Origin of the sequence: Paraburkholderia bonniea, assembly GCF_009455625.1 — a bacterium.
Lineage (GTDB): Bacteria > Pseudomonadota > Gammaproteobacteria > Burkholderiales > Burkholderiaceae > Paraburkholderia > Paraburkholderia bonniea.
On record NZ_QPEQ01000001.1, the window covers coordinates 3079517 to 3104712 of the forward strand.

Below are 25196 nucleotides of genomic sequence, written 5' to 3' on the forward strand. Positions count from 1 at the left end.
CGGCACCCATTACCAGGCCATACAGCAGACAAGGCGCGCCATTCGATGGCTGATCAAGCGCCACAGAAAATACCGGAGGAGAGATGGATTGCACGATTGCAACGCCGCGAACGGGCGAAGCTGAAAACGATGCGCTACTGATTCAGCGCGTGTGGTGGCGCATCATGCCGCTGGTTTTACTGACCTATCTAGTGGCCGTCATCGACAAGATGAACGTCAGCTTTGCCAAGCTGCAGATGGTGCATCACATTGGCCTGTCCGAAACCGCTTACGGCCTGGCGTCTTCACTATTCTTCATCGGCTATGTGATCTTCGAGGTGCCTAGCGCGATGGGCGCGCATCGTTTCGGCGCACCGAAATGGATCTCACGCATCGTCCTGAGCTGGGGCCTCGCCACCTTGCTGCTGGCCTACACCGCCTCCGGCTCCACTTTCGCCGCGCTGCGCTTTTTGGTGGGAGCCGCCGAAGCCGGACTTTATCCAGCGATCATCTACTACTTCACCCTATGGTTTCCGCGCGCTTACCAGGTGCGTGCACTCGGCATCCTGACGCTGGGGAGCGCAATCGGCAACATGCTCGGCTCAGCCTTCGGCGGTGCGCTGCTATCGCTAGATGGGTTGTGGAATATCGCAGGCTGGCAATGGGTGTTTCTCATCACCGGAATGATGGCTGTTGTGCTCGCCCCCTTCGTGCTGTTCCTGCTGCCCGCCAACATCGCCTCCGCCCGTTTTCTGCACGCCGGCGAACGCACCCGGCTAAGCCAGATCATCGCCTCCGAGGCCTCACCCCAAGCCACCGAAGGCGGCTCACTCTGGAGCGTGCTGATCGACAAACGAGTCATCGCTTTTTCCGGCGGCTACACCCTGCTGCTGACCTCGCTGTACGGCATCATTTATTGGCTACCAACCGTCATCAAAGACTTCGGCGTATCAGGCGCACTCAACGGCACGCTGAACATGATCCCGTGGGCCCTCACCGCCACACTGCTGCTCATCATTCCGCGCCAGCTCAAACGCGACAACCAGATCCGCAAAACCGCAATGGTGATTGCCGCAGCCGGATGCGTGGCTTTCATCGTCAGCATGGTGGTGGAATCGCAGACCCTCCGCTTTATCGCCCTCGTGCTAGGCACACCCTGCACCTCGTTGCTACTGCCCTGCTTCTGGTCACTGCCATCGAAATACTTCAGCGGACGCCGGGCCGCCGCCAGCCTCGCCGCGATCTGCAGCGTCGGCAATGTAGGCGGCTTTCTCGCGCAAAACCTGATGCCATGGATCGGCAAGCTGCTAGGGCACCCGGCCTACGCCATGGCACTACCCGCGTTCTGCCTGCTGATGGCAAGCGGCATCGCACTGTTCATGCAGACCGGCCGCACAAGTTCAGCACAGAACCCTACCGGCGCATGACCTGCCAGCCCGACACACTTACACACGACCACACCGGCCACCCCAAAGCGCCACCGACACACATACCCCAAGACCCGACACCATGACTTCAATCGAAACCGGCTCCCCCCCATGCCAGATAGGCACCTTCGTCAAGACACCCGCCCCCCAGATCATCGAAATCCTCGGCGGTGCCGGGCTCGACTTCGCCGTTGTTGACGCAGAACACGCCCCGTTTGACCGCCTGACACTCGACATGATGATTATTGCCGCGCGCTCCGTCGGGCTAGCGCTATTTGTGCGGATTCCTGACAAGCAAGCCTCGACCATCCAGTCCGCGCTGGACTGTGGCGCGACCGGTCTACTGGTGCCCCACGTCGACTCCGCCGAACAGGCCCGCGAACTAGTGGCACGCGCCCGCTTCATCGGTGGCGAGCGCGGCTACTCCAGCTCACCGCGCTTCGCCAGCTATGGCGCGAACGGCATGAAGCAAACCATCGCCACCGGAGACCAGGCCGTGCTGATGTGCCAGATCGAAAGCCGCGCCGCGCTAGCCGACGCCGCACAGATCGCAGCAACACCCGGCGTCGCCGGACTCTTCGTCGGCCGCGCAGACCTCGCACTATCGCTAGGGCTAACCGACGCGCGCGCACCAGAAGTCATGGAAGCCACCGAACAGATTCTCGCTATCGCCCAGCGCGCGGGGAAAATTCCCGGCGTCGCCACCGGCAGCGTGAACGAATGCACCGAATTCGCGCAGATGGGCGCGACATGGTTCGTAGTCGGCTCCGACCAATCCATGCTGCGCCAAGGCGCACTAGCACTCAAAAAATGAAACACCACAGCAGCAACGTTGTACCGGGCTAGCCCGGATAGTTGAAGCCGATGAATCGCATTAAGCTAGGCGAAGCTGTCGAATCGATTGAACCGATCGAACCGGCAGCAGACATTCGCTGACGGAACGTGTTGTGCATTCTTTCAATCGTGTACGTGAAGCGCAGCGAATGAATCGCAACACACAACGTCTAGCCCCGCATGACAGACACCGTCCAGATTCAGAAGGCGAAGGAACGCGACCCGTCGATACGTTCTGTAGAACGAGCCATCATCGTGCTGCGCGCGCTGAACCAGGCACCGGTCTCCACACTCGACGCGCTGTACCGCCTGACAGCCGTACCCAAGCCAACCCTTATCCGGCTACTCCACACCTTTGAAGAACTCGGTCTCGTCACCCACGCAGGCCGGCCAGGGCAATACCGTCTGCTCGACGGCGTCAACATGCTCAACTCCGGCTACCACCACGTCCCGCACATCGTGCAAGCCACCGCCCCCATCGTGCGCAAGCTGACCGAACAGATCAAATGGCCTATCGCCGTGGGCGTGCTGGAGGTTGACGCACTGGTGGTGCGCTACAGCACGATTCCGTATTCACCGCTATCGCTGCTGCACTCGTCGATCAACATGCGGCTAAGCCTGGTGGCCCGCGCGATGGGACGAGCTTATCTTGCGTTTTGCACACCGGAAGAAAGGCAGACACTGCTGGAAATTTTGCGCCAGAGCCCCCATTCGGAAGACCGGCTCGCACAGGACAGCGAGGCCATTAACGCACTCCTGGATGCAACCCGTGAACGCGGTTATGCGCTCCGCGATGAAGCAGTTCGCCCGGTATCACGCACGATCGCTGTTCCGGTTATGGCGCAGGACGTCGTGGTGGCGTCGATTGGCATGACGTGGTTTTCATCGGCGTTATCCACTGAGGTGGTGATTGAACGATATCTGGGGGAGTTAAGGGAGGCTTCGAGGAGGATTTCGGGGTTGCTTTAGGGGGAGCAGCTCGGGGTTTTAGGCTGTCTATGTGGGAGAAAACCAATAGCTTTCGCATCTAGCCCCGAATCTGCATTTCTAATGCTGCCTATGCAGCAGAAAACGCAATGATCTTCGGCTATCAGTCAATCTCCAGTTTATAAGCTGTCTACGCGGCAGCGAACTTCTTTTGCGAAGCTATACGCGTGCGCTGACTTTTTTAAGCTGCCTATGCGGCAGCGAACTCAATGTGGAATCTCCGTCTGATGTCGTGGCGTTTCTAAGCTGCCTACGCGGCAGCGAACACTTCGACGCGATTGTCTGCGCTCGTGCCATCTTTCTAAGCTGCCTACGCGGCAGCGAACAGTTTTCATGACATCCGACGATCTGCGCGCATTTTCTAAGCTGCCTACGCGGCAGCGAACGCCACCAACTACACCTCTCCCGTTGCAGTCAGTTTCTAAGCTGCCTACGCGGCAGCGAACCAAACCGAACCAGCGAGCCGCAATGGCTAACTTTTCTAAGCTGCCTACGCGGCAGCGAACGCGCGGAAGAGTGCGGGACTTACGCAGGCGCATTTCTAAGCTGCCTACGCGGCAGCGAACGACAAACAATCCTGCCGGGCTCGCCAGGTGCTTTTCTAAGCTGCCTACGCGGCAGCGAACTACGCCAGCATTGATGATTTTGTCGCGCGCATTTTCTAAGCTTCCTACGCGGCAGCGAACATAAGCACCCGTACACCTTCGACACGATAGACTTTCTAAGCTGCCTACGCGGCAGCGAACGTTTGCCGGGCTGGCGTGATGTCTTTTTCTGCTTTTCTAAGCTGCCTACGCGGCAGCGAACCAGACCGCCTGATATGTCTGGTCATCGACGTATTTCTAAGCTGCCTACGCGGCAGCGAACGTTGATGCCAGCGCACTGCTGCGTCGGGCCGATTTCTAAGCTGCCTACGCGGCAGCGAACAATGAGGGGCAGGTTCGAGCAAATCGGGAGAATTTCTAAGCTGCCTACGCGGCAGCGAACTGGCTGATGTTTGGCGCGTGCGATCCCTCGATTTTCTAAGCTGCCTACGCGGCAGCGAACAATGAAAAATGGATTTTGCATGTCGTCATCATTTTCTAAGCTGCCTACGCGGCAGCGAACGGAGACGAATTGGCCGCCGCATATGGCTAGCTTTTCTAAGCTGCCTACGCGGCAGCGAACCCAGCGCGGATCTGTAGCCCGGATGCTGTCGCTTTCTAAGCTGCCTACGCGGCAGCGAACGGGGTTGTGTCCGTCGGCGTAACTGTCCGGAATTTCTAAGCTGCCTACGCGGCAGCGAACATAAACTGCTGCGTGATTAGCGACCGGCGCACTTTCTAAGCTGCCTACGCGGCAGCGAACTGATCGCGCCTTAAGAAAGCTTTTGTAGGCGAGTTTCTAAGCTGCCTACGCGGCAGCAAACTAGCCCACGAGCGCCTGTCCCCCCGCCTTCCATTTCTAAGCTGCCTACGCGGCAGCAAACTCTTCGACCGATAGACCGGTCTTCGACAGGTTTTTCTAAGCTGCCTACGCGGCAGCGAACAGGCGCGCTGGTCGCGTGACGATCGGCACTGATTTCTAAGCTGCCTACGCGGCAGCGAACCACCCGCGCCGCCGCCATAGGTCAAGGCTAATTTTCTAAGCTGCCTACGCGGCAGCGAACATGTCGAGCGACGCCGGGCACCTGATGGCACATTTCTAAGCTGCCTACGCGGCAGCGAACTCGCCAGACCACGTGGCGATCGCAACGAAGCTTTTCTAAGCTGCCTACACGGCAGCGAACAACCCGCTCTGTGCTTGAGTCGGAGCGCATCTTTCTAAGCTGCCTACACGGCAGCGAACCTCTCTGCTGAGAGTTCGGCGGCGCACCAGTGTTTCTAAGCTGCCTACACGGCAGCGAACTTTTGCTGATTCTGTCTGCGTGCGGCGGCGGGTTTCTAAGCTGCCTACACGGCAGCGAACGTTTGTTGGGCAGCATAGCTGGCGCTGCAAGTTTTCTAAGCTGCCTACACGGCAGCGAACTACGCCCCAAAACCCCCAACCCCTTAATTCCAAAAGAAAATCCGGCTTTCACCCCGGATTCCCCCAAATTCCAGCACCATCTCCAACCCCTTGATTTAACAGGCCATCAGCCCCTGCCAAAAAAAAGGGTTAAAAAAACACCAACAGTTAAAACCACGGCACCGTAGCGCCCTGGCTCAAGCCATAACTATTGAACTTGCCGGGCACTGATCCAGTTGTCACCTCCCGTTGCTCAACAAACAAACAAAACGGCTGCCCCCCTGTGCTGACACTACGCAGCTGTACATAAGGCAGGTCAGGCTGTCGTTCGATGCTGTCGGGAATCGCTGCTGCGGCCTGTTCAGCCGTCTCGCCCTTGCGTCGCATACGGCGGCGGCGCAGGCGTTCAGCATTGGTCTTGAACTGCCGCCGTTGCACCACCCGGTACGTCACCGCCGCTGGCACGGGCGTCGCGGGGGTCAGCTTCACGTGATCGCGCATGCCTTGCAGCCACGCTTGCGCGATCAGATGCTGTAGCGCAGCCTCGCTGCCATGCAGGCGTAGCACCCGGCCTAACGACCGTGGCCGCTCGCTGAACTGTGGAAAACTGATGCCAATATCGTCGGCCCTAAGCTGCACCAGCACCCGGTGCAGTTTCGCCACGAGCGCGCCCAGCAGGTGCGCGTGGCTAAACTCCGGGTCGGGCAGCAACGTAATGTCGATGTAGTGAGTCGTCATGGCCGTTAGCCCGCCTCGCCAAACACCCCGCCGCGAATCAGCACGGCCATCACGAAATGCTGTTGCTCCACGGTTGGCGTCTTGTCCTTAAGCAGCCAGTCGTCCAGCAGGGTGTAGAAATCCTGTTTCTGCTTTGGTTGACGGTACGCCCTGCCATGCGTGGTAACCGAACCATAGGGCTCCACCGCGATCGGGCCAACCTCCTGGGCCTCGTCGTACCAGGTGTCAATGGTTCGCAGCGCATTGCCAATCTTTTGCGAATGGATCGCAGCTACGTCCTGCACTTGATACAACGTCCTGCTTTTCTCCTTCTTAGTATCTTTGTCGAGAATCAACTCTTGCGATGGGAACACTTCCTGTCCTCTTCCAAGCCGTACATAGGCGCTCACCTGCAACAGCACATGCGTTTCTCCGGCAAGCCCTGAGGCAATCAATTTGCCTAACGCTTGCACGTCTTGGTTCGGTTGCTCCAGCCCGCGTAAATCCAGCGCGAGCGCATCGAATGTCCATGACTGTGAAGAAGCGCCATTCTGCATTCGCGCAACCTCCACCTGCACGCTTTCCGCGCCGATACGGTTGCGCCACAGAAAGCGTCCATTGGCCAGATTGGCGGCGTAACGGAGCGCTAGTTCAGTAAATCCATTCTGCTCAACATAGCCTTGCACCACGCTCTGAAGCCGGGTGCGGTAGCCCGCGTTGTTGCAGGCTGATGGTGTGCCCGTACCCGCCAGCACGCGCAATGTGAACCGGACTCTGAGCGTGTCGGCGTCGGCTGGCAGCGTGGCAATGTCCACGGTCTGCAGATTGGGGTTTGCAATCGAGGCGTCGAGTTTCGCGGGGTCTTGATCTTTAGCTTTGAGCCGGTTGGAGATGGTGCCGCGCACTGATTTTTCCTGGATGCCAATCGGCACCCAGGCTGAGGCTTTGGCTTGCTCGCTCCAGCTTCCTGAATGGAACACCGCATAGGACGGGTCGAGTTTGCGTTCGAAGGCAAGGACAGAAGTAGTGGACAGTTTTTCTAACATGTTAGACATCCTGCAAAAAAGTGAAGATCGGGCCGTGCGACGTCACAAGAGTCGCCGGTCCAGGGGGGAGGACAAGCTCAAGTGAAATCGGGTAGCTCGGTGTCGTCTGCATCATGCGGTGAGTAACCGCTGTAGCAGCGGTACAGGCCAGTCGCGGCGTCGGTACTGGCATCACTACGAGTGCTGGGCTGCCACATCAACTCATCCAGGCGATTCAGCCGATGCGGGCTGATCCATTGACCAAACGAGTAAACCGATTCGACAAAAACGCTGGGCGTGGAGTCGTCGCGCGTATTGGCGACAGCACCAGCGGCCAGCGGTGCCTGCAACGCGGCATAGCCCACTGGTATCGGGACAGTCCAGCCCGCGCCTTTTTGCCTGACGGGATCGGCCCAGCGCAATTTTTTGGCGGTGGTGGCAGGCTTGATCGCTTCGACGGTCATTGCGTCGTTCGCGTCGTCATTCGCGTCGTCATTCGCTATGGCAGTCGCAGCATCTGCCGCAATGCCAGCCGCTGCATCCATCACCGGCTGATGATTAAAACGTGCGGCATGGAGCCATGCGTCGAGCAGCGTGGCATCGGGCTTCTCGTCACGCAGCGTTTGATAGCGCTCAGCCAGCAGATCGTCGCGCCCGACTAGCGCATAACCTGGCAGCCACTGACGTCGCCAGCGGGCGAAGTCTTGGGTCTGCACTTCATCAACCTCGGATAGCTTCGCCAGCCATGGACGTGTTCTTCGTCCTGGCCGTGGTGGGCCGGGTGGCAGCAGCGTCCCGCCTGCCACCCGCATGCGGGAGACGATCTCGCCAACCTGGGCGGCCCATTCAGCAAGCTGACTGTCATTGCTCCATGCCTGCTCGGCGGGCTGTGCCACCTGAAATAGCAAGGTGAGATCCAGATGAATCCGCCCTTCTTCGACGATGGCAGCGGTGCTGCCGTCCTTGTCGATGGGGTTACGCGTCAGCCGGAACGTCTTGACGTAGCCATCGTTCATTTGCGCTTCATAGTGATGACAGATCACGCCCACCTGTTGCAGCTGCAGCGGAATCCCGGCGGCGGCAAGCTGGCGCTGCAGGGCCCACATCAAGCCGGTGAAGGCGGTCATCGAGGGAAAGCCGTAAGTGAGCGGGCTGGAAATAGCGTTAGCGTTTTGCACGCGCAGATGCGGCAAGACGAGCAGTGCTTTGGTGAGGTTAGTCATGGTGGTCTGGCTCATTTGCCCATCCGCGATACGGCTAATTCGTCATGCGTCTGACGGAAAGGGATGGCTTGCGGCGCATTGAGCCGTTCGCGCAGTTGGCGCAGTTGCTGCACCCAGGCGTGGTCTTCGCCCAGCAGCACCCGACGCCATTCGCGTAACCCTGCGTCACCGGCATCCAGCGACTGCTTGCGCAACTGCTCATTCAGCCAAAGGGCGAACGCGTTGCCGACCTTGGCGGGCCAATCCATGAATTCCCAGCGGCCGGCGAACTCGCCTTCTTCCGGCAGTTCGCAACGCAGCGGGTCGAGCCAGAGTTTTTCGTGATCGGCCAGGTCGTCGAACGCGGCATCGCGCGACCATCCCCCTGGAAACTGCAGCAGCTCGCCTGCGTAGATCACCATTTCGTCGGCAAGCTGGTCTATGCGGTTGCGCACCTTCTCTCGGGTAGTCATATTGGGCGGCGGGTTGCTCTGCAAGAACTTCGTCAGCTTGTGGAGCGTGGCGCGCACCGAAACGCGTGCGCCAAAGGTGCGGGTGAAGATGGAGGGGACGTAGGCTGGAAGGGAGCTGTGCTGGATTTTCCAGATGGGGGGGAGTGAGGCGAAGAGGTAGTTGTTGCCGCGGCGTTCACTATTGAGCTGCGAAATGTTTTGCGGTTTGGTCCCGCCCATTTGCTGAACAGCGACGTGATATTCCCGGTAGACGCCGTCATGCGGAGCGCCTTCACGACGAGCCTGGCGCGCCAGCTTGTTGGCCTCGCCAAAGCGGGCATCCTGTATTTCTTCATAAACAGCGTGAGCCAGCGAGGTTGCGTGCAGCGGCAAAAGCAAGTGGTACTGCGCGTTGTCGGTGGCATCGTCGCCGGTCAGCCAGTACAGCTGTTTCGCCAGCACGTGTGAGCTGACCCCGGCTTCGCGGGCGGCTGTCAGGCCGACCAGCGCGTCGCGGCAAGAGCGAGCTTCAGCGGGATCGTCGCTGAGCGCCTGCAACGCGCTGGCGTCGTTAGCGGTGAGCGCCTGTAACAGGCTGCGTCCCCCGGCTACGAGTTTCAGGAGTTTGTAGACGTCGAGCGCGGCGGCGTTACCCACCACGTCGCTGGCAAAGTTGCTGCCCAGCGCGTGGCTGCCCAGCTCATTGAGCGTGGGTAACGTGGCGGGCTCAACGTAGAGATTGGTGCCGCGTGCGTCGGGGTGAATGGGTTTAAGCGAATGCGTCACCGCCTGGATCTGTTTGACACGTCTGGCTGCATCCTTTAGCCACGGGCCGCGCTGATGGTCGGCGATCAGATCGGGGCGGGCCGGGTCATCCGGCTGGAGCTTATCGAGCTTGCTCTGGAGGCGATCAAGCAGAAACGCATCAATAGCCGCACGGAAGCTCGAATAGCTCACCGTTGTAGGTAGGTCGGACATTCGGGTTCCTTAAAAAAAACCATAAAAAATCGCCCGCAGCCGGTACTTTCAGCACGTGCAGGCCGAGAACACAACTCAAGACTGGCTTTCCAGTCGAATGCTTTTCGGGGCTCATGAAGGCACCTCCCGGCTAAACCCCAGCCTCGGGTGAAACCGCCACCCCGAGCCCGCGCTTGACTTAGGCAAGCTCACCGTCGCCACCCGCTCAGCGCTGGCGAACAAACTCTGGCTTTGGGCTTCGGCCCATTGCCGCAGCAAATCCAGCAGATCGGCATGGCACCACGGGCCAATGCCTGGCCCGTCCAGCGCGCTATCGGGTATCGGCACCAGCAGGCTGTGGTTCTCCACATAAGGCGTTTTGCCGTGCTCCGGCCGCTTGATGGTCAGATGCAGGCGCAACTCGTCCTCATCCTCCGTCGGCAACAACACCCCGTCTTCGCGTTTCGTCGAGTCATGGCGAAACTGCTGCAACTGCGGCAGCACCCCTGTCAGCCAGAGCGGCCGGCTCCGGGCGGGGTCGTGACGATGCCAGTGACGAGTCGCGTCGCGCTTCACCGGCGTGAAAAAATCTGAGTTCTCTGCGCGCGGCAGCATGGTGTCGCGCATCCGTCCATGTTCAAGATCAATCAGGCTGGCTTTCGGTTTCAGCACATCGGCCTGGCGGATACGCGGCTGCGCATCAATCGCCCACTCGCACACGCCATCGGGCAACGCCAGCAGATCGCGCAAGCAATGCGATTGCAGATGAAAGTAGATCGAAGATTCCTGCGGGGTTGACGCGCCCGGCTTCTTTGAACGAGGTATCTCCTTCATTTCAAACCCCGGCAGACAGAACACCGGAGCGGCACCTTCGCCATTCCTGACGCTCATGCGCTCGAAACACCGCAGGTTGGTATCGAACACCGCCATGTTGGCGCGTGTCACCGCCCCAGGCCGATGCCGCCGCACCCGCCCGCTGAGCTGAATCAGCGAGCGCATCGAGGAGGGCTCTGCAATCGCCCAGTCGGCATCCCAGTCACGCCCGACCTCGCACACCGGCGAGGCCAGCACCACGAACATCTGGTGCGGTTCAGGGTGCACGTCGAGCAGCGCCCGCACCGCCGGATGCGTCAGCGCCGGATCAACGTCCCCGGCAGGCCCACGGCGATCAAACACGGCGTCGAGCTGCTGCTCGATATGCGAGCGCGCCAGCAGCGGAAATTGCGAGTGATACACACACAGATGAACTCGCACACCGGGTGCGGGCGCACCCTGCCGATACAGCGCCAGTGCAACATCGAACAGCGGTGCAATGTTAGCCATACGAATCAAACCTAAACTCACGCGCTTGCCGCTAGTGGGATCGACAGAATGGTTCTGCTCATCCTGATGCAAGGCCCAGGCACGCTCTAGCGCGCGCGTGGCGAAGTCTTCGCGGCGCGCGCTACGCGAGATTGCGCCCCATTCGTCATGCACCGGCAACAGCGCCGCACGACGGCGGATTTCAGCGCGAGCCAGGTGTTCGCAGCGCTTCGCCACAAAAGCCTGGTGCGCTTCGGCAAACTGCTCGTCATCCGCGCAATCGGCATGCGCCTGGGCAAATTCATCGCACCACAGGCACACGACGCGCGGCGCTTCCTCAGGCCGCTCACCCAAGTTGCGCTGGTAATAGCGGCGGCCATCCAGATAGGCCAGATACAGCCCGCGCACCAGAGACGGCGGCAACGTCGCCGACGACAGCAACACGCGCGTGCCCAGCAGCCCGGCCCAATGCACCAGCCGCGTCAGCGCGGGCAGATCGGCCATGTCGAAATCGTCGGGTTCATCGAGCACCAGATCGCTGCTCATCAGCCGCAGCATCGGAGCGATCTGGCGGCCACCGCGCAGGCTCTCGGTCGCGGGCGTCAGATGATCGACGGTGCAAACCAGCAAGGGCGCGGCGAGCAGCGAACGCACCTGGGCATCGTCGGTCAGCCGTTGCAGCAACGGATGCTGCTCGTTGCCCTCGAACAGCACCTGCCCGCCTTCGTCGAGCAACGCCTGCGCGGATGCAGATCCTGTGGCTTCGGCCTGAGCTTCCCAGTAGTTAAACAACGCACGGCTAGCGGCACCGCCCACCTTGACCGCGAGTTGTTCGTCGTTCAGCCCCAGATCGCGCTGAAAACTGCGGCCGGTTTGCATCGTGAGCGTGCGCAGGCCAATCGCAAAAGCGCAGCGCAAGCCTCGTTGCGGGTCCGCCAGCGCATTCATGATGCGAGCGTTACCGAGCGTCTTGCCGCAGCCCGTCGAAGCCATGTTGACGATGAACGCACCGTGTTCGGCCGCGCGCTGACGTACTCCCGCCGCGAGGTCCGCAGCCTTGTCCTGCCACTGGAAACGCGGGTTCGTGTTGCGCTTGCGCAAACCGCGATGGTTCTGCAATGCGGGCAAACTGCGCGCCAGCGTCGGCAATGAACGCGTAATCAACGACGCATGCGCCTGCACGCCGAGGAGGTGCTCATCGAGCGTCTGCTTGAAAAACGGCCCGGAACCGCTCAGTTGCAAGCGCTCAACGCTGCGCTGGCCCAGCGTGTTGGCATAGAGCGGATAGTTTGGATTGCGATACGGTTGACGCCGGGCGTCGTCTTCGATGCTGGAGTAATGATGGTCGGCCAGCATCAGGCACAGCCGCGACACATGCAGCACAAACGGATCGTCTAGCACTGGTGAGCTCAAGGTCACGCTGGGCAGCGCCAGCAGCTTGCGGGCATAGCGCGCCGCCTGCTTGCGCCAGGGTGCGGTGGCCACTGGCAGGCCATGCGGAAAGCTCCAGTACGCTGCCACCGCAGCAGCGGCCTGAGGCTCACGGGGCTCATTCCAGTCCGCGCTGATCTGGCGCACCAGATCGACCAGATCTGCGCTGTTGATACTGCGCATGTCCGCGCCGAACCGCATCCATTTCTCGCGCCGCGGCCCATCATCGGCGCTGTCATCGGCGTTGCCATCGGCGCCGTCATCTGCACTGCCATCCCCTGTGCGCACCGGCATGCAAGGCAACCGGTGATGCGTCAGCACCAGCCAGGCGATGGCCTGTGCCAGTGGCGGCAAGGTCGCAAACGGCAAGCGCGTCATCTCCTGCGTGCCGTCTCCATCATCCAGCCCGTCGCGCAACAAACGTCCACCATGGTGATCGAGCCATTGCGCCTCGAACGCTTGCGGCTCAACTTGCGCCTCCGTGCAATCAGCCAGCCGCTTCAACCAACTGGCGTCATCTTGCGCCGTGCCAACGAACGCCTGAAACAAGCGCACCGACACCCATTCGTGACGGTAATGGTTACGCTCCCGCAGGCCCGGCTCACGCAAACGCCGCTGAAACGCTGCGCTAGCCTTGCCCAGATCGTGCAGCAACGCCGCCAGCGCGCTCATCGCACTCATCATGGGCAACTGATGCCAGGTGCTTTCATCCCCGGCACGCAGCACATCGTTCGCGGTCGTATTGGTTGGCACGGCACCCTGCGGATTGAACTGCCGCGCGTCACCGACGATCCAGAGCAACTCGCTATGATCGCGCCCGCGAATCCAGTGACAGGCGATGGCACTGTTCTTGCGCGCGCTCTGACGCAACAGCTTGCGCACCGTATCGAGCCCCGCCTGGGTGATCGGCGTCTGCCAGGTTCGTTCGCCGCGCCGCTCCGCGAACTGGTCGAGAATGCGCCGGGTTTCGCTCAATGCGCGCTTGGTGCATTGCGAGACGAACAGCACGTTCATGGCTGCGCCTTCGCTGTAGCCGCGAGACGTGCGGTGTCAAGCGCAATGGCTTTGAGGGTATCGATGATGAAATCCAGCGATTCGTCGCGCGTCAGCGCCTCAATGCATTGCTGCCGGAACTGCTGCTCGTCATCGCCGCGCATCGCGGCCAGAAAAGCCTGCGGCAAGATCACCGCATCCTTGACCAGATCAGCCGCGTCGAACACCAGGCCACCACGCCGGGTCTTGCCATGCAACACAGCCAGCCCATGAGGCAAACCCAGCACCCAGGTTGCCGTGGCACCAAGGCCGTAGCCCAGATAGTTACCGTGATCCAGAAAGCGGTTGGCCGCATCGGTGCCGCCACCGCGCTTGGCGCGCGTGAATTCGCCATAGCCCACCGCCTCCACCGCGAGCTTGAACAGCGCTTTGGTCAGACGGGCTTCGGCGGTCAGCAGCTCGCTGACATCTGAGGCCGCAGCAATCTGCCGCTCAAACTGCGGCACCAGCACAAGCAAGCGCGCGACATCCACTGTGAAACCCGCATCGCGCAATGCCCGTGCGCTCCATGCCTGCTGCAACCGCTTCAAGCGATGCGTCTGCAACTGTCTGGCTGCATGCAAACGCCACGCATCGTCAAACCAGAAGCGCACCCACGCTTGCAGATATTCAGTAGGCCGATATTCGCTTTGCGGCGACAGCCACGCGACTTCGACATCGACCTCATTGGCACTGAACAGCGGCGTGCCGCCCCCACCACAGAAACCGACCAGCACACCCGCCTTCGCTAGTTCGCGCATCGCCGCCTGAGTCACGGAGGTGCCCGTGCCGAGCAGGATGCTGGTGGTGTTCGCAATTGGAATGTTCCAGTACAGGCTTTTTTTGCCCGCATCGGTCACATATTCGACACGCCCACCTTTCACCAGCACCCGGCAATGTTCGAGGTAGTAAAGGTTGGCGCGCCTGGAATGCAGAATGTTCTTCAGATCGGATGACCGTAACGATTCCAGACACCCTCCTCGGGTTTGATTCAATGAATTAGATGATTCGATTGCGCCAGGCAAAACCGGTTGTCAGGTTCAGCCTGAATCAGACAAGCGCTGAATCAGCGTCATGCGGCGGGTCGTGGCGGGTCGAAATCAGATGGCGGTCATCGGCCGCGTACTGGCCTTCGGTTCAAAGAAAAGCAATACGCTGGTTTGCCGCTCCGGGATTCTCTTCTATATGGAGAAACAATATGTACTGCTTTTACATATGGCCGGTATAGCTCAGCAAGCCGGAAAAGAGTGCTGACATAGCACAACGGCTGGATCTGCCTGGACCATGGTCATGGACGTGGAACGGGGCATAGACCACCACTGCAGGCGGGGTTGGCTGGCACGATGCGTTGGTCTTTTATGTCGGCTGCATCGTTTTCGTCGCTTGCCTCGTTTACGCGCAAGTCTTTGTGCGAACGGAATCAGATCTTGTTGGCAGCGCCCGGATAAAAATTTCCGGCCACTCATTACGCTGGCGGCTTACCGGCATCGCCAATGCAGCCGCTGAGCATGAAGGCTCGCGCTAAAACGGTATCTGTAAGAGAGGACTGCTCCGCCAGGGGGTAGCGGGAACGCAAGATGGATGAGCGCTGACGCCAGGCGCGGAACTCAGCCTGGGACAACCTCGGAAGTGACGAGCCATGGCGGCCCGTCACTTGTCATGCTTCGGTCATGCTTAAGTCGCGCTTAGCTCACGCTTAGCGCATGTTGGCGTATTCCGCCGCCGCTTTCAGCTCGGCACTCGCTTGATCCAGCAGGCCCTTGGCACGTTCAGCATGGTCGCCCAGCTGATTCTGATTGGCCGATTGGGCCCGGCTGGTGGCATCGTAGGCTCGACGGATCGAAGCCTGCGCCGCTGCCAGTTCCGGATGCAGCTGCCAACTGATGTCCTGCTCAGGCGGCGGTGCTGGCGGGGCCACCACACAACCCGCCACGCTAGCCAGGACAAGGCTCGCGCAGATGAGCTTGATGGCACCGAGGCTCAGCTTGCTGGTGGGCTTAGCGGCCATTAGCGTATTCCGCAGCCGCTTTCAGCTCCCAGCTAGCCTGATCCAGCAGGCGCTTGGCATTTTCAGCGTGATCACCCAGACGATCCCGGTTCGCCGACTGAGCCCGCTCAATCTGGACAAACGCCTGACGAATCGAGGCCTGCGCGGAAGCCAGCTCCGGGTGACGCGAGTAACTAACGTCGGCTGCAGGCTGAGCAACTGCGCCAGCCACGCCAGCGGCGAAATAAACGATAGGCAACAGTGCTGCCAGACGGTGCAATTTCATTGTCCAACTCCATGCAAGTGGGTGTTATTTCAGGCAAACCTGCCGGATGTCTCGCAGGCGGGGCATGCCGGCTTTCCTGAGTTAAGAGGAACAGGAACAGAACAAGGCAGGCAAAAAATAGCCTGCCCATTAAAACGGGCCGCCGAAGCGTTCCGTTGACAACCCATATAACATTTTTTGAGATAGAGATGTGAGGGGGTTATGGGGTGCTGGTTGCAGGAGAGCGGGAGCCGTTGTGGCACTAGTTCGGCCCAGACCTCGGATGGCTGGAGGCGTGAAGAAAATGTGGCGTGGCCCCCCTCCCCGCTACTCCAGGGAAAGCACCATAAAACACAAAAAATTTCCTCGAAGATGGAACGAAATAACCACATTTGTTACTGAAACCGAAAGCATTCAGTAACAAATCTACGCATGATATGAGCCGTGCGCCACATGCTCCGCCAGAGAGCACCGGTGACGCGGTATCCGATGCCATATCGTTTTTGTCCCGGGGAATTTTTGTGATCCGTTTCTTCCTGCTCATCTTCAGCACCGCCTTCCTGATGGCCGCTTGCGGCAGTGACATGCAGACCGTTGCCGCACCGGCCGGACTGCACTACACCACGCTCAACGCGAGCTATGCCGCCAACCAGCCAGTCGTACCCAATACACCCGCCAGCAGTGGCGGGCCGATCGCCCTGTATGCGGTCACGCCAGCGCTGCCGCCTGGCCTGACGCTTGATGCCACCAGCGGCATCATCAGCGGCACACCGGCCCAGCCCACTGCGCGCGCCATCTATACGATCACGGGCAGTAACAAAGGCGGCTCAGCGACCACCGCCATCACGATTACCGTGACCTCCGGCGAAACCGCGCCCGCCAACCTGTCCTACGACGCCACGCCGGTTTCATATGAACTGGGTGAAGCAATCACGCCGAACCTGCCGCACAGCGAAGGCGGCGCCATCACCGCGTGGTCGGTCACGCCGGAGCTGCCGCCGGGCCTGCAACTCGACGCAGCGACCGGGGTGATCAGCGGCACGCCGAGCATCGTCACAACCGCCACCACCTATACGGTAAGCGGCAGCAACGGCGCGGGTTCGGTCAGCACGGCGCTGGTTATCGCCGTAGCGCTACCGGTCCCGCCCGCGAGTCTCGCGTATGCACAAAGCTGGGTGCTAGGCGGCGAGGGCCGAGTCTTGCTGACCAATTCGGCGCAGTCGAGCGGTGGCGCGATTCGCCGGTTTAGCGTAACGCCAGCGCTTCCTGCTGGCCTGAGCCTGAACACCCGCTCCGGTGAAATCAGCGGCACGCCCACGGAAACGGTCAGCCGCACGATGTACACCGTGACGGGTGCCAACGCGGCGGGCTCGGTCAGCGCACCGGTCTCGCTCGAAGTCGTCAAGCCGGGCACCTGGGCCCAGGGCAATCCGATGAACGAGGCACGCGTCAGTCATTCTGCGACCCTGCTTGCTGATGGCAAGGTGCTGGTGGCGGGCGGTGATCTATATGGTACGTGGGGCCAAGTCCGCTCTAGCGCCGAGATCTACGATCCGGCCCATGGCACATGGACGGAAACGGCGGGCCCAATGAACGTCCCGCGCGCGATGCATGATGCGATGCGGCTGAAAACCGGCCCGCACGCCGACGCCGTCCTGGCAATTGGTGGCATCGCCACGCAGCTGCAGAGCAAGCAGTCCGACCGGTATGACCCCTTGAGCGGAACATGGACTTGGTCCACCAGTTTGATGAGTGAGATGCACGTCAACAATCAAACGACAACTGAGCTGGATGACGGCACGATTCTTGTGGTTGGCGGATCGTTACCACCGCCGAAGATTTTTGGGCCAGCCGGGCTGGTTACGGAACGGTACGATCCAGTGTCGGATACATGGGCTGCGGCGGGGACGATGCAGTCGGCTCATGTGAGTCATACCGCGACGCTTTTGCACGACGGCACAGTACTGGTGGCAGGTGGCCAGCAAACGATTACGAGCAGCAGCACGACAGAGCGATACAACCCGCAAACCGGCATGTGGAACACAACAGGAGAGTTAGTCGAGCCGAGGTCGGTACATTCCGCGACGTTGTTGCCGGACGGCAAGGTGCTCGTTGCAGGAGGCACAAACCTCGCTGGCGTAACGCTGAACTCTGCTGAGCTCTACGATCCAGACACAGGTATGTGGTCTGCGATAAAGCCGATGAACGTAATGCATCGGGACCATGTTGCGCTGCTGTTACCCAACGCTCAGGTGCTGGTGGCGGGTGGAGATACTTTGCGCACAGACCGGACGACGGAGCTGTATGACATTAAAACCGGTGAGTGGACCATGGCGGGCTTGACTCATACGAACCGGTTTGGCGCGACGTTCACCTTGTTGCCGAACGGCCAGGTGCTGGCGGCCGGACGTATAAGCGATAGCGGTGACACCGATGGCGCAACCACCGAGCTGTTTGTGCCTTGATCTTGCCGGGCGGCTCGGGCGGCACTCGGGCGGCATCAAGGCTGACGGCACTCATACTCTCAAAGCCTCACTGTTCCAGTGAGGCTTTACTGTTTACGCCACCGGCCCGAAGCGGCCCGTTGGCGAAATTAGCTTCGGCTCCGAGAGCCGCAATCCACTGCCCCCGGCCTTACCGCACACACATAGCTCTGAAGCGCGCGCAGCTCGTCTATCTCTCGCTGATCGTCGGCCGCGACAGCGAAAACGCGCTGCGCAGTCGCTCGGTCGAGGTCAGCGTAGGCGGTAGCAGCATCGCCCACGCCGGTGGCGCTGGCAGCGCTGGACATGCTATCGGAACCAGTTGAACAGCTGGCGACAGCTCCGCTCAGACGCTCACTGCGAGAGGCCCGAGCAGAGCGGCGGTGAAGAAAGCGCATGTGCAGAAGCAGGGCGAATTTGCTGCCGCAATGGAGGTGCTCCAGTTCCGTGATCTGCGTGCCAAGGCGGGCACGGACAAGGAGGAATGGGTGGGAATGACAGCAGCGAAGGACTAGCCTGGGCACGCCGACGAGCAGATGGCCGGGATGTCCGGCATCGGAAAGGCAACCTGGTAACGCCTACTCGATAGAGAAAACTGCGGAACAAACAAAAAGGGCTCCAATCGCTTGGAACCCTTTCAAATACTTGGTGGGGCGTGACAGATTCGAACTGTCGACCTACGGATTAAGAGTCCGCTGCTCTACCAACTGAGCTAACGCCCCAAACAGACGGCGAATTATGCCGCAAAGATCGGTACTTGCCTAGCCCTTCTATTACGCCCAGCCTCCCCCTGAAAATCCGCCCACGGCAGCCCGTGACGCTGAAAACCGAAAGCCGATACGAACCCCGTCCTGGTATCATGCCCCGCCCGAGCTGAAAACCCGCCACACGCCGCACCCGGCAGTGGCAACGGCAACAACACAGCAACACAGCGACACCCAGCCATAACCCCATAAGCCTCAGCCCCAAAGCAAGCCCCCTCCAAGGAGAAACTCACCAATGTTCGATCAGATCGTATTCGCGGGCGGCGGCAATCGCTGCTGGTGGCAGGGTGGGTTCTGGGATGTGGTCCGGCCGGAACTGGGCCTTCGTCCGCGTGTCATCACGGGAATCTCAGCTGGCGCAGCAACCGCGTGCATGCTCTACACACGCGATACCGAGTGGGTCATGCGCTATTACAGCGAAGCGTTGCGCCACAACCGCAAAAATGCGTACTGGGGCAATCTGCTGCGCAAAGAGCCGGTGTTTCCGCACTACCGCATTTATCGCCAGGCGTTGCTCGATATCTATGGCGAGGCGTTCGCCACGCTCGCGCAAGCGCCGGAAATTCGTGTGGGAATCTCGCATGTGCCGCGCTGGCTGGGTGCGCGCAGCGCGGTCGCGGCTGGTTTGATCGCCTACAACATCGAAAAATACGTCCGCAAAACGTTGCATCCCACGCTCGGTCAGACACTCGGGTTTCGGCCAGAGTTCGTGCGCGCGCAAGATTGCACGTCGGTCGAGGCGCTGGCTGATCTGATCCTGCAATCCTCGTGCACGCCGCCTTTTACGCCGGTATTGCGCCGCGACGGCCGGCCGGTGCTGGATGGTGGCATGGTCGATAACGTGCCCGTCAGTGCGCTCGATGAAACCCCCGGCAAGGTGCTTGTGCTGGTTACGCGGCTTTATCCAAGGCCTCAGATGTTCGTCGTGCCGCATGGCGCGCAGCAGCGCTTTTATGTGCAGCCTTCGCGCAAGGTGCCGATTTCAAGCTGGGATTACACCAACCCGGCGCAAATGCAGTTGGCGTATAACCTGGGCCGCAGCGATGGTGAGCGCTTCCTGCAACAGATGCCAGATCTGGACGCGCGTGCCAGCATGTCCGTCTAACGCGTCTAGTACGTCTAACGCGTCTAGCCGCGCCGTCTGCTGCCGGAAAGTGCATCCGGGTTCACCACGCTAGTGGTATCGCCTGCATCGAACGCCAGAATGTTTCTGAAGGCGACGGAGAAATACAGCTCGTAGCTTTCGCGTTCCACGTAGCCGATATGCGGTGTGCAAATCACGTTTTCCATCCGCAGCAGGCTGTAGCCCTGCAAGATCGGTTCGCTTTCGTAAACATCGAGCGCCACCATCCCCGGCCGGTTGTGCGCCAGTGCGTTCACCAGCGCGTTTTCTTCTAATAGTTCTGCACGGCTGGTGTTGACGAACAATGCGGTGGGTTTCATCAGCGTCAACTCTTTGGGGGTCACGATGCCGCGGGTGTCATCGTGCAAACGCAAATGTAGTGACAGCACGTCGCTCTGTGCAAACAACGCTTCACGGCTCTCGGCTACGTCGTAGCCATCAGCCTGGGCGGCTTCGCGTGAATGTTCTCGCCCCCACACCAGCACCTTCATACCAAACGCATGGCCATATCCGGCCACCAGCCGTCCAATCTTGCCGTAGCCCCAGATCCCAAGCGTCTGGCCGCGTAGCACCTGGCCCAGCCCGTAGTTGGGTGGCAGCGCCGAGGTCTTCAGGCCCGACTGTTGCCATGCACCTTGCTTCAGGTTCGCCACGTACTGTGGAATGCGCCGTTGCGCCGCCATGATGAGCGCCCATGTCAGCTCGGCGGGGGCGACGGGTGAGCCGCTGCCTTCCAGCACCGCAACGTGGCGCTGCGTGCAGGCAGCCAGGTCAATATGATTCGACACCTTGCCGGTTTGGCTAATCAGTCGCAGATGAGGCAGCTTGTCGAGCAGCTGTGCGTTGACGCGGGTGCGCTCGCGGATCAGCACCAAGGCATCGACTTCACCGAGGCGGCTGGCAAGTTGCCCCAGCCCGCGCACCGTATTGTTAAAAACCTTGACCTCGTGGTTAGCCAGCAAATGAAAGCAGTCGAGTTTTCGAACCGCGTCCTGGTAGTCGTCAAGGATGGCAATTTTCATGGCAGGTAGGTTTTGCAACGCACCATGGGGTGCGAAACGGAGTGCTATGCTGATGGCCCCGCAGGTGACGTAGAAGCACCAGTTGGATGAATCTCGCGTTTTACAGTTTGTTGTATATCCGCGCAAGCCGCTTTACAGACAGTTTCAGACGGATACACCGCAACAGGCTCTTGAGCCCCTCGACGATCTGCAGCATTTCCCGTCTCCTGATCTCTCCGAGACGGAAATACGCGCCTCTCGCACGCAGCGTCGCCGGGTTCGCAACGGTTTTACTTTGCCGCTACGAAACGGAGACACGATGAATCAATCCCCCACCGCTATACCCAACCCGCCTCTCACCATTCAGCCTCCCGCGTGGGTCAGGCAGCGCCAGCTCATCGACTGGGTACAGCGTGTCGCCGCGTTGACCAAGCCCGATCAGGTGGTTTGGTGCGATGGCTCGCAAGAAGAATACGACCGGCTATGCGCGCAGATGGTGGCAGCCGGCACGCTGCAACCCCTCAACCCAGCCAAACGGCCGAATTCTTATCTGGCCTGGTCGGACCCATCCGATGTGGCGCGCGTCGAAGACCGCACGTTCATCTGCTCGCCACGCCGTGAGGATGCGGGCCCGACCAATCACTGGGTTGAACCGGCCGAAATGCGGCTCACGCTCGATGGCTTGTTCGATGGCGCTATGCGCGGCCGCACGATGTATGTCGTGCCGTTTTCGATGGGGCCCCTGGGTTCGCCTATCGCGCACATCGGGGTCGAACTGAGCGATAGCCCGTATGTGGTGACCAACATGCGCATCATGACGCGCATGGGTCGTCAGGTGTATGACGTGCTCGGCACGGATGGCCCGTTCGTGCCTTGCGTGCATTCGGTCGGTGCGCCGCTGGCGGCTGGCCAGGCCGACGTCGCCTGGCCCTGCAACGACACCAAGTACATCGTTCACTTTCCCGAAACCCGCGAAATCTGGAGCTATGGCTCGGGCTATGGCGGCAATGCGCTGCTCGGCAAGAAATGCTTCGCGCTGCGCATCGCCTCAACCATGGGGCGAGATCAGGGCTGGCTGGCAGAACACATGCTGATTCTCGGCGTGACCTCGCCGCAAGGGCGCAAATATCACGTGGCGGCAGCGTTCCCGTCAGCGTGCGGCAAAACCAACTTTGCCATGCTGATCCCGCCACAGGCGCTCGGTGGCTGGAGCGTCTCGACCATCGGCGATGACATCGCCTGGATCAAGCCGGGCAAGGATGGCCGCCTGTACGCGATCAATCCTGAGGCGGGTTATTTCGGCGTTGCGCCAGGCACTAGCGAGAAAACCAATTTCAACGCGATGGCGACGTTGAAAGAAAACGTCATCTTCACCAATGTCGCGCTCACCGAGGATGGCGATGTCTGGTGGGAAGGCATGACCGACACGCCGCCCGAACATCTGACCGACTGGCAGCGCCAGCCATGGACCCCTGCCATCGCGCGCGAAACTGGCCGCAAAGCAGCGCATCCAAACGCGCGCTTTACCGCGCCAGCCGAACAATGTCCGTCCATCGACGCCGATTGGGAAAACCCGGCGGGTGTGCCCATCGACGCCTTTATCTTCGGTGGCCGCCGCTCGACTACAGTGCCGCTCGTCACCGAAGCGCGCAACTGGACCGAGGGCGTCTACATGGCCGCGACCATGGGCTCGGAAACCACCGCAGCGGCAGCGGGCCAGCAAGGCGTCGTGCGGCGCGATCCGTTCGCCATGCTGCCTTTCTGCGGCTACAACATGAGCGACTACTTCAACCACTGGCTCAAGACCGGCGAGCAACTCGCCCAGCAGCAGGCAACGCTGCCGAAAATCTTCTGCGTGAACTGGTTTCGCAAAAACGCTGAGGGCAAATTTGTCTGGCCGGGTTTCGGCGAAAACATGCGCGTACTGGCCTGGATGGTGGGACGTATCGAGGGCCAGGCGGCGGCCACGGAGCATGCGTTTGGCCTCTCACCGCGTTATGACGATATCGACTGGCGCGGGCTCGATTTCAGCGAGGCGCAGTTTGCTCAGGTGATGTCGTCCAGCGCGGACGCATGGCGGGCTGAACTGGCGTTGCACGCTGAACTGTTCACGCGCTTGCAGCAAGGTTTGCCTGCCGCATTGACGCAGACCAAAGCCGCATTCGAAGCGCGTCTCGCCTAGCTCACGCTGGAAGCACAACGCCCCGGTGCGGTTCATCGTGAACCGCACCGGGGCGTTTGCGTTTGTAGCAGTAACGGTAACGGCAGCGCTTGAATCGGCTCGCTTAAACCACGCCAGCGCCATGCGCCTGCAAATCAGCGTGATAGCTGGAGCGCACCATCGCGCCGACTGCCGCATGCGTGAAGCCCATTTTGTACGCTTCTTCTTCGTACATCTTGAAGGTGTCGGGATGCACGTAAGCGCGCACGGGCAAGTGGTGTTCTGACGGTTGCAGATATTGCCCGATGGTCAGCATGTCGACGTTGTGTTCGCGCAGATCGCGCATCACCTGAAGAATCTCTTCTTCGGTTTCGCCCAAGCCCACCATCAGCCCGGATTTGGTTGCGACTTCCGGGTGCAGCGCCTTGAAATCTTTCAACAGCTTCAGCGAATGCGCGTAATCCGAGCCTGGACGCGCTTCCTTGTACAAACGCGGCACGGTCTCGAGATTGTGGTTCATCACATCCGGGGGGGCGGCGTTCAGAATTCCCAGCGCCCGGTCTAACCGGCCACGGAAATCCGGCGTCAGAATTTCGATGCGTGTTTCAGGGGATTGCTCGCGCACCTGGCGGATGCATTCGACAAAATGCGCCGCGCCGCCATCACGCAGATCATCACGGTCCACGCTGGTAATCACCACGTATTTCAGCCTGAGCGCGCCAATCGTGCGTGCCAGATTGGCGGGTTCGTCCGCATCGAGCGGATCGGGACGGCCATGGCCAACATCGCAGAACGGGCAACGGCGTGTGCACTTGTCGCCCATGATCATGAAGGTCGCAGTGCCCTTGCCGAAGCATTCGCCGATATTCGGGCAACTGGCTTCCTCGCACACCGTATGCAAATTGTGCTCACGCAAAATCTGCTTGATCTCGTAGAAGCGCGAACTGCCCGTCGCCGCTTTCACGCGAATCCAGTCGGGTTTTTTCAGTTTTTCGATCGGGATGATCTTGATCGGAATGCGCGCCGTTTTGGCCTGCGCTTTTTGCTTCGCAGTGGCGTCGTAAGGGGCGGCGGGAGCGCCTGCGGGGTTCGCGGTAACGTCGGTCATTCGTGTGATCCGGTCAGGCTGGCTGCGCCAGCCTGTGGTTGGGCGACGGCCGCAGAACCGCCGTCGAGGTTGGCAATGAGTTGAGTTGCAAGGGTGTGGGCCACTTCGTCCCAGCTTGCGGTGACACCGAGCGTTGCCATGTCGGTGGTTTCCAGCCCGGCGTAGCCGCAAGGATTAATCGCCAGAAAGGGCTGTAAATCCATCTTCAGGTTCAGGCTGACCCCGTGATAGCTGCAGCCTTGGCGGATTTTCAGGCCTAGCGCGCCGATCTTGGCACCCACATGGGCCATGTGCGCACCGGGCGCTACGTAGATGCCAGGCGCGCCAGCCTTGCGTTCGCCGGCGAGATTATACGCCGCGAGGGTGCCGATGACGGCCTGCTCAATGCGTGTGACCAGCTCGCGCACCATCAGCTTGCGGCGGCGCAAATCCAGCAGCAGGTAGGCCACAAGCTGCCCGGGCCCGTGATAGGTAATTTGTCCGCCGCGATCCACCTTGACCAGCGGAATCTTGCTATCCGCCGCCAGCAGGTGTGACGGGTCGCCTGCCTGGCCTAGCGTGAAAACCGGGGGGTGCTCGACTAGCCAGATTTCATCGGGCGTATCCGGCGTGCGTTCATCGGTGAACGCACGCATCGCCGCGAAACTGGTTTCATAGGGTTCGATGCCAAGCCAGCGCAGCGTAACCGGCACGGGCTGCGCGATCTGGACCGCGCTTGCGGCGGCAGTGGGCATGGACGGGACAACGCCGGAATCAGGCGCAGAAGTGGGCAGCGAAGCAGGCAAATCAGTCGGCACGGGGCAAGGATGAACAGGATTGACGCGCGGGTGAAACAGGAAGGCTACCCAGATGGCACGCAGGGTGGTGCCAGTCTACAGAAAACCGCCCTTCCTCGCCGCTCGTGCTTTTCGTGCCAAAGCCAGCGTCAACGCCAAAGCCAACGCATCCGCACACGCGCGTGCCAACAAACCCG

The 25196-nt window shown here is 60.5% G+C and carries 18 protein-coding genes, 1 tRNA gene and 1 CRISPR repeat array; of the genes, 7 read left to right on the plus strand and 12 right to left on the minus strand.

Annotated elements, in window-relative coordinates:
• The first annotated feature begins 83 nt into the window (after positions 1 to 83).
• From GH656_RS13565 to GH656_RS13575, 3 genes are all read left to right on the plus strand, one after another.
• Complete coding sequence (locus GH656_RS13565; RefSeq protein WP_153076419.1) at positions 84 to 1406, plus strand: MFS transporter; 1323 nt, start codon at positions 84 to 86, stop codon at positions 1404 to 1406.
• A gap of 82 nt (positions 1407 to 1488) precedes the next feature.
• Positions 1489 to 2220 carry an HpcH/HpaI aldolase family protein gene (locus tag GH656_RS13570; RefSeq protein WP_153076420.1) on the plus strand — a complete coding sequence of 244 codons (732 nt, stop codon included), beginning with the start codon at positions 1489 to 1491 and terminating at the stop codon, positions 2218 to 2220.
• A gap of 200 nt (positions 2221 to 2420) precedes the next feature.
• A complete protein-coding gene (locus GH656_RS13575) occupies positions 2421 to 3209 on the plus strand; it encodes a DNA-binding transcriptional regulator (RefSeq protein WP_153076421.1) in 789 nt (262 codons plus the stop codon).
• Positions 3210 to 3345: 136 nt separating this feature from the next.
• Positions 3346 to 5234: a CRISPR direct-repeat array (repeat unit 28 nt; unit sequence TTTCTAAGCTGCCTACGCGGCAGCGAAC).
• 147 nt (positions 5235 to 5381) lie between these two features.
• Here GH656_RS13575 and cas6f read toward each other — a convergent pair.
• The 8 genes from cas6f to GH656_RS13615 form a co-directional block, all read right to left on the minus strand.
• Positions 5382 to 5951 (minus strand): type I-F CRISPR-associated endoribonuclease Cas6/Csy4, encoded by a 570-nt coding sequence (cas6f, locus tag GH656_RS13580; protein ID WP_153076422.1) that lies wholly within the window; start codon positions 5949 to 5951, stop codon positions 5382 to 5384.
• 5 nt (positions 5952 to 5956) lie between these two features.
• Entirely contained in the window at positions 5957 to 6976 is a 1020-nt protein-coding gene (gene csy3, locus GH656_RS13585) for a type I-F CRISPR-associated protein Csy3 (protein ID WP_153076423.1), read from the minus strand.
• Positions 6977 to 7053: 77 nt separating this feature from the next.
• On the minus strand, positions 7054 to 8178 hold the full coding sequence (gene csy2, locus GH656_RS13590) for a type I-F CRISPR-associated protein Csy2 (RefSeq protein ID WP_153076424.1): 1125 nt from the start codon (positions 8176 to 8178) through the stop codon (positions 7054 to 7056).
• An 11-nt stretch (positions 8179 to 8189) separates the two neighbouring features.
• The gene (csy1, locus tag GH656_RS13595) at positions 8190 to 9587 is read right to left on the minus strand and encodes a type I-F CRISPR-associated protein Csy1 (protein ID WP_153076425.1); all 1398 of its coding nucleotides are present in this window, start codon (positions 9585 to 9587) and stop codon (positions 8190 to 8192) included.
• Positions 9588 to 9698: 111 nt separating this feature from the next.
• Entirely contained in the window at positions 9699 to 13313 is a 3615-nt protein-coding gene (gene cas3f, locus GH656_RS13600) for a type I-F CRISPR-associated helicase Cas3f (protein WP_153076426.1), read from the minus strand.
• Entirely contained in the window at positions 13310 to 14326 is a 1017-nt protein-coding gene (gene cas1f / locus GH656_RS13605) for a type I-F CRISPR-associated endonuclease Cas1f (RefSeq protein ID WP_425495866.1), read from the minus strand. The genes cas3f and cas1f overlap by 4 nt, the downstream gene beginning before the upstream one ends.
• A gap of 701 nt (positions 14327 to 15027) precedes the next feature.
• Positions 15028 to 15339, minus strand: coding sequence for a hypothetical protein (locus tag GH656_RS13610; RefSeq protein WP_246184272.1), 312 nt, complete (start codon positions 15337 to 15339; stop codon positions 15028 to 15030).
• On the minus strand, positions 15329 to 15604 hold the full coding sequence (locus GH656_RS13615; protein WP_153076427.1) for a hypothetical protein: 276 nt from the start codon (positions 15602 to 15604) through the stop codon (positions 15329 to 15331). The genes GH656_RS13610 and GH656_RS13615 overlap by 11 nt, the downstream gene beginning before the upstream one ends.
• Positions 15605 to 16104: 500 nt before the next feature.
• Here GH656_RS13615 and GH656_RS13620 point away from each other — a divergent pair, with 500 nt between their 5' ends.
• Together GH656_RS13620 and GH656_RS18170 are read left to right on the plus strand one after the other, a co-directional pair.
• Positions 16105 to 18048, plus strand: coding sequence for a Kelch repeat-containing protein (locus GH656_RS13620; protein WP_174769756.1), 1944 nt, complete (start codon positions 16105 to 16107; stop codon positions 18046 to 18048).
• A 401-nt stretch (positions 18049 to 18449) separates the two neighbouring features.
• Entirely contained in the window at positions 18450 to 18581 is a 132-nt protein-coding gene (locus GH656_RS18170; RefSeq protein ID WP_281349654.1) for a hypothetical protein, read from the plus strand.
• A gap of 131 nt (positions 18582 to 18712) precedes the next feature.
• Here GH656_RS18170 and GH656_RS13625 read toward each other — a convergent pair.
• Positions 18713 to 18788: transfer RNA gene (locus GH656_RS13625), tRNA-Lys, on the minus strand.
• A gap of 277 nt (positions 18789 to 19065) precedes the next feature.
• Here GH656_RS13625 and GH656_RS13630 point away from each other — a divergent pair.
• A complete protein-coding gene (locus tag GH656_RS13630; protein WP_153076429.1) occupies positions 19066 to 19935 on the plus strand; it encodes a patatin-like phospholipase family protein in 870 nt (289 codons plus the stop codon).
• 23 nt (positions 19936 to 19958) lie between these two features.
• Here the strand turns inward: GH656_RS13630 and GH656_RS13635 are convergent, their stop codons facing one another.
• The gene (locus GH656_RS13635) at positions 19959 to 20975 is read right to left on the minus strand and encodes a D-2-hydroxyacid dehydrogenase family protein (protein ID WP_153076430.1); all 1017 of its coding nucleotides are present in this window, start codon (positions 20973 to 20975) and stop codon (positions 19959 to 19961) included.
• 298 nt (positions 20976 to 21273) lie between these two features.
• On the opposite strand from GH656_RS13635, the gene GH656_RS13640 reads away from it, so the two are divergent.
• Positions 21274 to 23136, plus strand: coding sequence for a phosphoenolpyruvate carboxykinase (GTP) (locus tag GH656_RS13640; RefSeq protein WP_153076431.1), 1863 nt, complete (start codon positions 21274 to 21276; stop codon positions 23134 to 23136).
• Between the two features lie 103 nt (positions 23137 to 23239).
• On the opposite strand, the gene lipA is transcribed toward GH656_RS13640, so the two are convergent.
• Together lipA and lipB are read right to left on the minus strand one after the other, a co-directional pair.
• A complete protein-coding gene (gene lipA, locus GH656_RS13645; protein WP_153076432.1) occupies positions 23240 to 24223 on the minus strand; it encodes a lipoyl synthase in 984 nt (327 codons plus the stop codon).
• The gene (lipB, locus tag GH656_RS13650; RefSeq protein ID WP_153076433.1) at positions 24220 to 24957 is read right to left on the minus strand and encodes a lipoyl(octanoyl) transferase LipB; all 738 of its coding nucleotides are present in this window, start codon (positions 24955 to 24957) and stop codon (positions 24220 to 24222) included. Before lipB ends, lipA begins: the two co-directional genes overlap by 4 nt.
• Between the last annotated feature and the right edge of the window lie 239 nt (positions 24958 to 25196).